This window comes from Candidatus Methylomirabilota bacterium, from assembly GCA_035260325.1.
Lineage (GTDB): Bacteria > Methylomirabilota > Methylomirabilia > Rokubacteriales > CSP1-6 > AR19.
The window spans coordinates 1-11,153 of the sequence record DATFVL010000031.1 but is presented as its reverse complement, the minus strand read 5'-3'; the positions used below and the strand labels follow the sequence as shown (position 1 = coordinate 11,153).

At 69.6% G+C, this 11,153-nt stretch carries 14 protein-coding genes; 3 read left to right on the top strand and 11 right to left on the bottom strand.

Translation table 11 applies throughout. The annotated features are described in order from the left end of the window. Window positions 1-240 (top strand): hypothetical protein (locus tag VKG64_02385; GenBank protein HKB23876.1); only part of this gene is annotated, 240 nt, incomplete at its 5' end. Between the two features lie 27 nt (window positions 241-267). Here the strand turns inward: VKG64_02385 and VKG64_02380 are convergent. The 4 genes from VKG64_02380 to VKG64_02365 all read right to left on the bottom strand — a co-directional run bounded on the left by VKG64_02380 (window position 268) and on the right by VKG64_02365 (window position 4,678). Then, window positions 268-1,080: an alpha/beta fold hydrolase gene (locus VKG64_02380; GenBank protein HKB23875.1), complete on the bottom strand. Its 813-nt coding sequence runs from the start codon at window positions 1,078-1,080 to the stop codon at window positions 268-270. Continuing rightward, window positions 1,080-2,057: a zinc-binding dehydrogenase gene (locus VKG64_02375; protein HKB23874.1), complete on the bottom strand. Its 978-nt coding sequence runs from the start codon at window positions 2,055-2,057 to the stop codon at window positions 1,080-1,082. The genes VKG64_02380 and VKG64_02375 overlap by 1 nt, the downstream gene beginning before the upstream one ends. A gap of 61 nt (window positions 2,058-2,118) precedes the next feature. Next, a complete protein-coding gene (locus tag VKG64_02370) occupies window positions 2,119-2,868 on the bottom strand; it encodes an SDR family oxidoreductase (GenBank protein HKB23873.1) in 750 nt (249 codons plus the stop codon). Between the two features lie 13 nt (window positions 2,869-2,881). Continuing rightward, window positions 2,882-4,678: a long-chain fatty acid--CoA ligase gene (locus VKG64_02365; protein ID HKB23872.1), complete on the bottom strand. Its 1,797-nt coding sequence runs from the start codon at window positions 4,676-4,678 to the stop codon at window positions 2,882-2,884. 183 nt (window positions 4,679-4,861) lie between these two features. Between VKG64_02365 and VKG64_02360 the strand changes: the two genes are divergently transcribed. After that, window positions 4,862-5,308 (top strand): hypothetical protein, encoded by a 447-nt coding sequence (locus VKG64_02360; protein ID HKB23871.1) that lies wholly within the window; start codon window positions 4,862-4,864, stop codon window positions 5,306-5,308. Between the two features lie 95 nt (window positions 5,309-5,403). On the opposite strand, the gene VKG64_02355 is transcribed toward VKG64_02360, so the two are convergent. Beyond that, window positions 5,404-5,907: a polyhydroxyalkanoate synthesis regulator DNA-binding domain-containing protein gene (locus VKG64_02355; protein ID HKB23870.1), complete on the bottom strand. Its 504-nt coding sequence runs from the start codon at window positions 5,905-5,907 to the stop codon at window positions 5,404-5,406. Between the two features lie 116 nt (window positions 5,908-6,023). On the opposite strand from VKG64_02355, the gene fabG (VKG64_02350) reads away from it, so the two are divergent. After that, window positions 6,024-6,767 (top strand): 3-oxoacyl-[acyl-carrier-protein] reductase, encoded by a 744-nt coding sequence (fabG, locus tag VKG64_02350; GenBank protein HKB23869.1) that lies wholly within the window; start codon window positions 6,024-6,026, stop codon window positions 6,765-6,767. Here fabG (VKG64_02350) and VKG64_02345 read toward each other — a convergent pair. The 6 genes from VKG64_02345 to VKG64_02320 form a co-directional block, all read right to left on the bottom strand. Then, window positions 6,745-7,290, bottom strand: coding sequence for a MaoC family dehydratase (locus VKG64_02345; GenBank protein HKB23868.1), 546 nt, complete (start codon window positions 7,288-7,290; stop codon window positions 6,745-6,747). The genes fabG (VKG64_02350) and VKG64_02345 overlap by 23 nt on opposite strands. Then, the gene (locus tag VKG64_02340; GenBank protein HKB23867.1) at window positions 7,287-7,799 is read right to left on the bottom strand and encodes a poly(R)-hydroxyalkanoic acid synthase subunit PhaE; all 513 of its coding nucleotides are present in this window, start codon (window positions 7,797-7,799) and stop codon (window positions 7,287-7,289) included. Before VKG64_02340 ends, VKG64_02345 begins: the two co-directional genes overlap by 4 nt. Before the next feature lie 75 nt (window positions 7,800-7,874). Further along, window positions 7,875-8,999, bottom strand: coding sequence for an alpha/beta fold hydrolase (locus tag VKG64_02335; GenBank protein HKB23866.1), 1,125 nt, complete (start codon window positions 8,997-8,999; stop codon window positions 7,875-7,877). A gap of 116 nt (window positions 9,000-9,115) precedes the next feature. Beyond that, on the bottom strand, window positions 9,116-9,436 hold the full coding sequence (locus VKG64_02330) for an SCP2 sterol-binding domain-containing protein (GenBank protein ID HKB23865.1): 321 nt from the start codon (window positions 9,434-9,436) through the stop codon (window positions 9,116-9,118). A gap of 43 nt (window positions 9,437-9,479) precedes the next feature. Beyond that, window positions 9,480-10,229: a 3-oxoacyl-ACP reductase FabG gene (fabG, locus tag VKG64_02325; GenBank protein HKB23864.1), complete on the bottom strand. Its 750-nt coding sequence runs from the start codon at window positions 10,227-10,229 to the stop codon at window positions 9,480-9,482. Between the two features lie 2 nt (window positions 10,230-10,231). Further along, window positions 10,232-11,005 (bottom strand): enoyl-CoA hydratase-related protein, encoded by a 774-nt coding sequence (locus VKG64_02320; protein HKB23863.1) that lies wholly within the window; start codon window positions 11,003-11,005, stop codon window positions 10,232-10,234. Window positions 11,006-11,153 lie beyond the last annotated feature (148 nt).

Genomic DNA, 11,153 nt, shown 5'->3' with positions numbered 1-11,153 from the left:
ATCGTCGCCCTCGCGGCGGCGTGGCCCGTGCTGCCGGTGACCCCGCTCATCGTCCTCGAGGCGACTCGGGGCGCGTCCGGCCACCGGCTCCCGTACTGGGACGCGCAGCTCTGGGCCACCGCGCGCCTCAATCAGATTCCGTTGGTCCTCAGCGAAGACTTCGCGCACGAGCGGGTCCTCGAGGGGGTACGCTTCCTCAATCCGTTCGCGCCCGCCTTCGATCTCGTGGCGCTCGACTGACCGGTCCTCACGCCGGCCCGCCCGGTCCTACTTCGAGCGCACCGATTTGAGGAAGCGCAGGATCGTGCGGTTGACCTGGTCCGGGTTCTCGAGGAAGAAGCCGTGGCCGCCCGGCAGGACGACGAGCCGCGCGCGGCGAATGCGCGTGGCGAGGTCCTTCGAGAAGGCCGGGGGCGTCAGGACGTCGTCCCGGCCGACCATGACGAGGGTCGGGGCGCGGATCGCGGAGAGCCGCTTCGCACGCGTCCCGTTCCAGGCCAGGATCCCGCGCGCCTGCCGCTCGATCGCCTCCGCCTTGGTCTGGTGCGGGTAGGCCATGGAGCGCTGGAACGCGGTCTCGACGTTCTCCTTCTTCGCGAGGAACTCGGGCGAGAAGATCCACGGGTAGAACACGTAGCGGTAGCGCTCCTCGATCGGGACGCGGTACGCGAGCGACGTCCACGCCTCGATCGTGTGCAGGAAGCGCGCGTCACCCTCCGCCCAGGTGCAGAGCAGCGTCAGCGAGCGCACGAGCCGCGGGTGGCGGAGCGCCAGCTCCTGGGCGATGGTGCCGCCCATCGAGGCGCCGACGACGTGGGCGCGGCCGAGCTTCAGGTGGCGCAGGAGCGCCGCGGCGTCGTCGGCCATCTGACCCGTCGTGTAGACGGGCTCGGGCGGCAGGTCCGTCTCCCCCACCCCGCGGTTGTCGAAGACGACGACCTGGAAGTGGCGGGCGAGCGCCTTGGCCTGGAGGGCCCAGTTCACCGCCGGCGCCGACAGGCCGCTGATCAGGAGCACGGGGGCGCCCGCGCCGCTGACCTCGTAGTGCATGCGGATCTTGTTGATGATGGCGTAGGCCATCAGATCTCCAGGGCGACCTTGATCGAGCTCGGGTCGGCGTGCGCGGTGAACGCGTCGCGGATCATGTCGAGCTTGAAGCGATGGGTGACGAGCGGGCGCGTCCGGACCGCGCCCGCCGCGATGAGGCGCAGCGCCTCGGGGAACTCGTCCTGGTAGATCATCGAGCCGGTGATCGTCACCTCGCGCCGCACGACGCTGAAGAAGGCGACGGCGGTCGGCTCGTGGGGAAGCCCGGTCAGGACGACGCGCCCGCCCGGCCTCACCAGCGTGAGGGCCTGGGTGACCGCCTCCGCCGTCCCCGCCGTTTCGACGACGAGGTCCACGCCCTCGCGCCCCGAGAAGCGGCGCGCGGCGGCGTCGAGCGGCCCGCCGGCGAGCGCGTGGGTCGCCTCGGCGCCGAGCTCGCCCGCGAGCGCCAGGCGCCGGTCGGTGCGGCTCGCGACGAGGACCCGCGCGCCGCGCGCGCGGAGGACCTGGAGCGCCAGGAGGCCGAGCGTCCCCCCGCCGACCACGGCGGCGGTCTCGCCCGCTCTCGGCGCGCCGCGGTTCACCGCCCGCACGACGACGGCGAGCGGCTCGGTGAGCAGCAGGTCCTCGTCGGCGACGGCGGCCGGCGCCGGCCAGCAGCAGCGCGTCGGGACCCGGACGAGCTCGGCGAAGCCTCCGTCCACGTCGATCCCGACGGCGGTGCGCGAGAGGCACAGGTTCCGGTTCCCTTCGCGGCAGAGCGGGCACACGCCGCAGGCGAAGTTCGGCTCGACCACCACGCGCTCACCGGTCGCCGCGAGCCGGCCGACCATCTCGTGACCCATCACGCGCGGATAACGGACCGGGCGCTCGCCCGTGAAGATGCGGTGGTCGGTCCCGCAGAGGCCCGCGAGCGTGACGCGGACGAGCGCCTCGCCGGCGCCGGGCTCGGGCGCCGGGGCGCTTTGGACCCGCAGGTCGCGCGGACCGTGGAGGACGGCGGCCCTCATGGCTGACAATCTACAGGAGCACCCTCGGCTGGATCAAACTTTGTATTTCAAGGGCTTACGACTACCCCGCCGAGTGGCCGCCGTCGAGGAAGACCGTCTGTCCCGTCATGAAAGCCGACGCGTCGGACGCCAGATAGACCGCCAGCGGCCCGATCTCCTCGGGCCTGCCGATCCGTCGCATCGGGATGTCGCGCGTCAGCCGCTCGTTGATCCTCGGGTCCGAGAACGCGGGATCCGTCATGTCGGTCGCGAACCACCCGGGGGCGATCGCGTTCACCTGGATCCCGTGGCGCGCCCACTCGACGCCGAGCGCCCTCGTGAGGGCGATCACCCCGCCCTTGGTCGCGCCGTAGACCGTGTAGCCGGGCAGCCCCACGTGCCCCAGCACGGACGCGACGTTGATCACCTTGCCGGACTTCTGCGCGATCAGGTGGGGCGCCGCGGCGCGGCAGCCGTTGAAGACGCCCGTGAGGTTCACGTCCACCATGAAGCGCCAGTCCTCGGGCGTCATCTCGGCGAGCGGCGCGACCCGGGCGACGCCCGCGTTGTTCACGACGATGTCGAGGCGGCCGAGCTCCTGGACCGCCCGGCGCATGAGCGCCTCGACCTCGGCGTAGGCTGCGACGTCGGTCGGCGCGACGAGCGCGCGGCGCCCGCCCTGCCGGACGAGCGCCGCGGTGTCGTCCAGGTCCTTCTTCGAGCGCCCGGCCAGCGCCACGTCCGCGCCCGCGCCCGCGAGCGCCTGGGCGATCGCCCGCCCGAGCCCTCGGGAGGCGCCCGTGACGACGGCGACCCGGCCCGCGAGCGTCAGCCTGCCGCCTCCATCAGCGGTAGAGCTCGTCCAGCACGCTCATGTACTTGTTGGCCACGACCTTGCGCTTCACCTTGAGCGTGGGGGTGAGCTCCCCGCCGTCGAGCGAGAAGTCGACGGGAAGCACGGCGAACTTCTTGATCTTGGCGTAGGACTGGAGCTGGGTGTTCTTCTCCTCGACCGTGCGGCCCACGCGTTCGACGATCTTGGGGTGCTTGGCGAGCACCGCCGCGTCCGTGACGAGGATCCCGTGCTCGTGGGCGAACTTGTTGAGCTCCTCCGGGCTCACCGTGATGAGCGCCACCGGGTACGGCCGCCGGTCGCCGTAGACCATCACCTGGCTGATGAACGGATCGGCCTTCAGCATGTTCTCGATGTTCTGCGGCGCGATGTTCATGCCGCCCGCGGTGACGATCAGGTCCTTCTTCCGGTCGGTGATGAAGAGGAAGCCGTCCTCGTCGAGCCGGCCGATGTCGCCCGTGTGGAACCAGCCGTCCGGCTCGAAGACCTCCTTCGTCGCGTCGGGCTGCTTGAAGTAGCCGCGCGTCGCGATGTTGGGCCCCCGCGCGAGGATCTCGCCGTCCGGGGCGATCCTGAGCTCGACGCCCGGGAGCGCCTGGCCCACCGAGCCGAACTTGTACTTGTCCTGCCGGTTGAACGTGAGCGCCGGGCACGTCTCCGTGAGCCCGTAGCCCTCGAGGATCAGGATGCCGGCGGCATGGAAGAACTCGGCGATGTCGCGCGCGAGCGGCGCGCCGCCCGAGACGCCCCAGAGGAGGCGCCCGCCGAGCCGCGCGTGGAGCTTCGAGAAGACGAGCTTGTGGGCGATCTTCCGCCGGAGCTCGAGCCCGAAGGGCACGGGCTGGCCGCGCTGCTGGTAGCGGCTCACCTCGCGTCCCACCGAGAGCGCCCACTGGAAGATCTTCCGCTTCGCCGGCGAGCCCGCCTCCGCCGCGGCGAGGACGCCCGCGTAGACCTTCTCGAAGACGCGCGGCACGCTGCAGATGAAGTGCGGGCGCACCTCGGGGAGGTTGTCGCGCAGCTTGTCGAGGTTCTCGGCGAACGCGGTCGTGAGGCCGTGGGCCACGCCCAGGAACGACTCGAGCCGCGCGAACGAATGGGCGAGCGGAAGGAAGAGGAGGTGGACGTAGCCCTCTTCCATCGGCGTCGCCTGCATCGACGCGTTGACGGCGGCGATGTGGTTGCCGTGGGTCTGCACGACGCCCTTCGGCGGCCCCGTCGTGCCCGACGTGTAGACGATCGTCGCGAGCTCCTCGGACCGGGTCCCCCCCACGCGCTCGGCGAGCGTGGACTTGTGCGCGGCTTCACCCTCGCGGCCGAGCCGGCGCAGCGTCTCCCACGTCAGCACCATCTTCGGCGGCTGCGGCGCGTCGTAGCCCGCGATGACGACGATCTGCTCGAGCCCCGGCATCTTCTCCCGCACCTCCAGGGCCTTGGCGAGCTGGGCCGCGTCCTCGACGATCAGGGTCTTCGCCTCCGAGTCGTTGACCACGTAGGCGATGAGGTCCGGCGGGTAGGTCGGATAGATCGGCACCGTGACGCAGCCAGCGCTGAAGATCGCGAAGTCGGCCTGGACCCACTCGGCGCGGCTCGTCGACAGGAGCGCGACGCGCTCGCCCTTCTGGCGGCCGACCGCGATGAGCCCGAGGGCGACCTCCCGCACGATCCCGCCAACTTCGCGCCAGGTGAGCGTCTTCCACCCGGCTCCCTGCTTGAACGACTGCGCGGGCCGGCCCGCGCTTCTCTCCACCCGGTCCCAGAACAGGCGCGCGAGTGTATCGGTAGCCATGATTGTTCCCCCTAACTCATCAATTTCAAAGGGTTAGAGACCCTAGCACGACAGGCATAACGCAATGCGCGAATTTATCTTGACTCCGATAACGCGTCGCGTTATGCTCTCTCGTGAAAGGGCGACGCGCATGGCGAACCCAGGACGACCAGGACGAAGCGCAAAGCGCAGGAGGAGGTCCCGATGATCGACGAGAAGAAGACCCAGGAGTTGTTCGGCCAGGTGACCGGCAAGGCGGTGGAGACGATGACGGTGTGGGCCGACGCCAACCAGCGCGTGCTGCGCGAGGTGGTCGAGTTCGGCGCCGCGAGCGCGAAGGAGAGCGTCCGGCTCTACGCGGAGCTCCAGCAGACCATGATCGAGGCCCTGAAGGACTCGCAGGCGGCCGCCCTCCGCTGGCAGGCGGCGTGGCAGAACGGCGCGAAGGACCCGGTCCAGTTCTACCAGAAGGCCGTCGCCGACAGCGTGGACGGCGCCCAGAAAGTGTTCAAGATCCTCGAGACGGGCGCCCAGGCGGTGACCCGCTCGGCCGAGCGGCTTCAGACCTCGGCGGAGCAGGCGGGCAAGGGCATCCAGGAGAGCTACACGGCCGTCGTGGCCAAGCTGAAGGACGTGTACGCGCAGAACTGAAAACATGGGGGGCCTCGAAGGGCCCCCCATACCCCCCGGCGCTCGCACACGCCCCGGGAAACCCGGGGCGCGGCTCGAAAACCCGCCGGGCCGTTCTATTTCGCCTGGCTCTTCCGCTTCTCGAGACGCTCTTCGAGCGAGCGGAGCCGCTCGCGCAGCGACGCCACCTCTTCGCGCAGCCGATCGGCCTCGGGCTCGCCGTCGCGCTTCGCCTCCGCGCGGGCGGCGCTGGGCATCATGGCGCCCCACCCGGAGCGGCTCGCCCACTCCTGGAACACGCGCTCCATCTCGCGCTGGTTCGAGACGACCCCCTCCAGGCTCGACTTCATGGACCGCTGGACGAACTCCTGCCACGCCTCGCCGTGCTTGATGAGCTGGTGGAGAAAGGCGGTCGGCAGGCCGCTCCGATGGTTGCGCTGGTTCTCGAGGATGATCTGCGTGAGCGTCACCGCGGTGAGGTCCTCGCCGGACGCCGCGTCCACCACCGAGATCTCCTTGCCCGCCCGGATCATCTCCTCGATCTCTTCGAGCGTCACGTACCGACTCTCCTGCGTGTCGTAGAGCTTCCTATTCGAGTACCGCTTGATGACGTACGCCATAACGCTCCTCTGGGGGATTCCCCTCTCGGCAATCATGAATGGCTTAACACTCCGCGTCAAGGGCCCACGACGCCCCGCGTGCTAGACTGGCGCTCCACCGCGCAGAGGAGGCTCGCATGAAGCTCAAGGGGCGCACCGCGCTCGTCACCGGAGGGTCCCGCGGAATCGGTCGCGCCGTGGCGCTGGCCCTCGCCGAGGAGGGCGCCGACGTCGCGGTGAACTACGTGTCGAGCGAGACCGCCGCGAAGGACGTCGCGGAGCGCGTCCGGAAGCTCGGACGGCGCGCCATGCTGGCCCAGGCCGACGTGGCGGACTATCCCGACACCTTCCGGATGGCCCAGGAGGTCCTCAAGGAGTTCGGCCACCTCGACATCCTGGTCAACAACGCCGGCATCAACTCCGACAAGACGTTCGTGAAGATGGACCACGCGTCGTGGCGGAAGGTGCTCGCGATCAACCTCGACGGCGTGTTCAACTGCACCAAGGTCTTCATCGACCAGATGCTCCAGCGGAGCTACGGCCGCGTGGTGAACATGACCTCGGTCATCGGCCAGATCGGCAACTTCGGCCAGGCCAACTACGCCGCGTCGAAGGCGGGCGTCGCGGCGTTCACGAAGTCCCTGGCCAAGGAGCTCGCCGGCAAGGGCGTGACGGTCAACGCGATCGCGCCGGGGTTCATCGAGACCGAGATGATCCAGGGGATCCCCGACAAGGTGAAGGAGAAGCTGCTCGCCCAGATCCCGCTGAAGAGGTTCGGGACGGCGGAGGAGATCGCGCGGGCCGTCTGCTACATCGTCTCGACCGACGGCGACTACATCACCGGGGCCGAGCTCTCGATCAACGGCGGGCTGTTGATGTGACCATCGTCGCCCAGGCGGTCATCGCCTGGGCGGCCCACGACCACGGCTGGAGCGCGAGGCGCGCGAGCGATGCGGCAGCGCGGCGCTCCTCGTCGTAGACGATCGGCGCCCGCGACGGCATGACCCACGCCTCGCCCGAGAGCACCTCTTCGTTCCGCTGGTTGGTGCAGGTCGTCTGGAGGCGGATCCGGTTCCGCTCGCGGACGACCTCGACGACCTCCACGCGCGCCGTGATCGTGTCGCCGGCCTTCACCGGCTTCGTGAACCGGAGCGACTGCGAGACGTAGATCGCGCCCGGGCCCGGCAGGCGCGTCCCGATGACCGCCGAGACGAGGCCGGCCGTGTAGATGCCCGGCGCGATCGGCTCCTTGAAGGGCGTGGTCGCGGCGTACGCCGCATCGCTGTGCACCGGATTGAAGTCGCCGACCGCGTCGATGAAGCTCGCGATCTGCTCCGGGGTGACCGCCTGCGCGATTTCCGCGTGGTCTCCGGGCGTGAGCTCCTGGATCGTCTTGCCGATCATCGGGGCTCCTTGTCGAGGCGCCGCACCAGCGCGCCGAGCATGTCCTCGAGACGTTCGAGGCGGTCCTCGAGCTCGACGATCTGCCGGGCGACCGCCGTCAGCTGGCTCCGTGACGGCAGGTTGAGCGCCTGCAGCGCCTGCTCGACGTTCTGGTCCACGGCCTTCTTCAGCGGGGCCTGCGACACCAGCATCTGATCGAGCGACTGGCCCATGAGCTTCGCGAACTGCTCGGTGCTCATCGCCTGGCCGAGCACCTTCGACCACGCCTCGATCCACTGGTCGAGGAACTGCTTCCACTGGCCGAGCATGTCGGGGCTCGCCGGGCTCTGGGCGAAGAGCCTCGCCCACGCCTGGAGCCCCTGGTCGAGCACCGGGCGCCAGAACGCGAAGGGGTCGATGGGCGGGGCGGCGGCGGGGGCCTGGGTGACCAGCCGGGTCCAGGCCTGGGTGCCCTCCTCGAGCTGCTTCTTCCAGAGCTCGAACAGCTGGTTCGCGCCGCTGTCAGCCATGGCTCACCCTCTCGATGCCATGCTACCGTTGCCTGACGCTCCGCGTCAAGAAGTTTGGCGACGCCGGGACGGGCGTCAGGAGCGCGGGGCGAGCCAGCCGGAGACCTTGGGCCAGCAGTGGAGCGCGGCGCCGCGGCCCGCGATGAGCGAGATGTGGCCGCCCGGCAGCTCGACGTACTCCTTCTCGCGGCTCCCGACGGCGTCGATGAGGGCCCGGACGCACTCGGGCGGCGCGATGTAGTCCTCCTTGGCGCCGACGACGAAGACCGGGCACGTGATGTCCGCGAGGCGCACGGGGCGGCCGCCCATGACGAGCTCGCCCCGGTAGAGCTTGTTCTCCTGGTAGAAGTCGCGCACCCACTGGCGGAAGAACTCGCCCGGGAAGGCCACGTACTCGTTCGCCCACTTGTTGAGCGCCTGGAAGCCCTCCACGTACGTGTCGTTCCACAGGTTCCACCAGAGGTTCAGGTTCGTGGAGAGATCCATGGTGGGTTTGATGAGCTTGAAGCCCGCCTTGACCATGTCCGCCGGGACGGAACCGAGCGTGTCCACGAAGCGGTCGACGTGGAAGTAGTCCTTCTTGAGCCAGAGCCCGAAGAGGCCCACCTTGCTGAAGTCGAAGGGCCCCGCCATGTTGACGTAGTTCTTCACCGGGACGTCGGGGCGCGTCGCGACGAAGCAGGCCGAGATCGGCGCGCCCATGCAGTAGCCGAGCACGTTGAGCTCCGCGGCCCCCGAGGACTCGAGGACCTCCTGCGCGATGCGGGGCAGGATCCGCGTCACGCAGTCCTCGACCGTGAGGCCGTTGTCCTCCGGGCCGAACACGCCCCAGTCGAGGAGGTAGAAGTCGAAGCCCTCGCGGGTCATGTGCTCGATGAAGGACCCGCCGGGCAGCAGGTCGAAGATGTACGGCCGGCTGATGCCGAGGTTCGGCACGAACAGGAGCGGCGTCTTGTGGCGCCGCGAGGACGCGTAACGGTAGAGGCGCGTCTTGTTCTTCCGGTAGATCTCCTCGCGGGGCGTCTGGCCGACCTTCGGCTCGGGCGGGTTCGTCACCATCCGGTGCAGGTTCTGCAGGCGGCGGTGGCTCCTGTCGAGCTCCTCCTGCCACCGCTTGACGACCTCGGGCGACACGCTCGCGGCCGCGGCGTACCCGTCGGTGAACCGCTCGACCACGTCGGCGAACCGCTCCTGACCCATGTGCGCCGGGCTCCTCTCGGGGAATGTGCCCGTCAGTATCGCATCCCGCCCGCGCGGGACGCGGGTTTTCGCGGCCGAGCGCCCCGGGCAAGCCGGGGCGCTCGCGCGCGCGGCGCCTACATCTGGAACATCGAGCCCAGCTTCATCGCCAGGCCCATGTCGCCCTTGACTTTGAGCTTCCCCGACATGAACAGCATCTGGCCGGACTGCTTGCCCGAGAGCATGTCGAGCCAGTCCTGCGCCGAGATCTGGAGCGTCAGGCTCGGGCCGGTGGCGGCGCCGGCGTTGACGGTACAGGTGCCGTCCTTGATGACGGCGTGCCAGGTGCCGCCGCCGTCGCCGCTCACGTCGTACTGGATCACCGCGCTCGTGCCCGCCGCCTTGTCGGCGCGGAACCGGCCCGCCATCAGATCGAAGGTCTCTTTCACCGTCGGCATGCTTGCCCTCCTATTTTCGAAGATTTCACCCGACGTTCGGCCGCTAAAACGTGAAGAGGTCCATTCCCCCGGTCACGGTCAGCACCGTGCCCGTGATGTACCGCGCGCGCTCCGAGCACAGGAACGCGACGGCCCAGGCGACGTCCTCGGGCTCGCCCTCTTTCTGCATCGCCACCCGCTTGACCATGCGCTCGTACAGCGGCGAGAGCCGCGCGTTCGGCGCGATGATGCCGGGCGCGACCGCGTTGCAGGTGACGTTGTACCGCGCGCCCTCGAGGGCGACCGACTTGGCGAAGCCGATGACGCCGATCTTGGTCGTCGCGTAGGCGGTCTGGCCGAAGCCGCCCATGAGCCCCGCGATCGAGGCCATGCAGACGATCCGGCCCCAGCGCCGCTCGCGCATGCCCGGAAAGACCGCCCGCGTCATCTTGAAGGTCCCGGTGAGGTTCACGGAGAGGTTCAGCTCCCAGTCCTCGTCGCGCATGTCCTTGAGCTGGCCGACGGTGTAGATCATCCCGGCGTTGTTCACGAGGATGTCCACCGGCCCGAGGTCCCGCTCGACGCGCGCGACGACCTCCTGCACCGCCCCGCTCTCGCGGATGTCGCACGCGTAACCCCGCGCGCGGCCGCCCGCCTTCTCGATCTCCCCGGCGGTCTCCGCCGCGCCCTCGGCGTTAAGATCCACGATCGCGACCTTGCAGCCCTCGCCCGCGAGGGTCACCGCGTCGGCCTTCCCGAGGCTCCGCGCGCCGCCGGTGACGAGGGCGACGCGGTCGCGAATGCCGAGGTCCACCGCTACTTCCCCTTGAAGCTGGGTTCGCGCTTGCCGAAGAAGGCCTGGATCCCCTCCGCGGCGTCCTCGGTCCTGAGCGTTTTGAGGAACGCGCGCACCTCGATGTCGCTCGCCTTGTCGATCGGCGCCTCGAGGCCGTCGTCCACGACCTCGATGAGGAGCCGCGTGGCGATCGGCGCGCGCCGGGCGAGCTGGCGCGCCAGCGCCTTGGCGTCGTTGAGCGTCTCGCCCTCCTTCGAGAGCCGGTTGACGAGGCCGAGCGCGAGGCACTCCGGCGCGGGAATGAGGGTGCCGAGGATGAGGAACTCGAGCGCCTTGGTCCGCCCGATCAGGCGCGGCAGCCGCTGCGTGCCGCCGTAGCCCGGGATGATGCCGAGGTTCGACTCGGTCTGCCCCATCTTCGCCGTCTCCTTGAGGAGCCGGAAGTGGCAGGCCATGGCGATCTCGCAGCCGCCGCCGGTCGCGTGGCCGTTGACCGCGGCGATCACCGGCTTCGGGAAGCGCTCGAGCTTCCGCATGACGCTGTTGCCGAAGCGGATGAACACGTCCACGCTGCCGCCCGAGAACGCCGAGCCCAGGTCGGCGCCGCCGCAGAAGATCCGGTCGCCCGCGCCGGTGATGATGACGGCGCGCACCGCGTCGTCGTGCTCGACGGCATTGAGCGCGTCGTTCAGCTCGGTCACGACCTTCTCGTTGATCGCGTTGGCCGGCGGGCGGTTCAGCGTGACGACCACGAACCCCTCCTCGCGCTCGAACAGGAGCGTCTCATACGGCATCGGTCGAGACTCCTTTGAGGAAGATGGTGGCCACGGGCTCGGCGGCGTCGGTGAGGCGGTAGGCGCGCTTGCCGAGGACCCACGAGGTCGCCAGCTGGTCCATCGCGCCGAACAGCATCTTCGTGGCGACCTTCACGGGCAGGTCGCG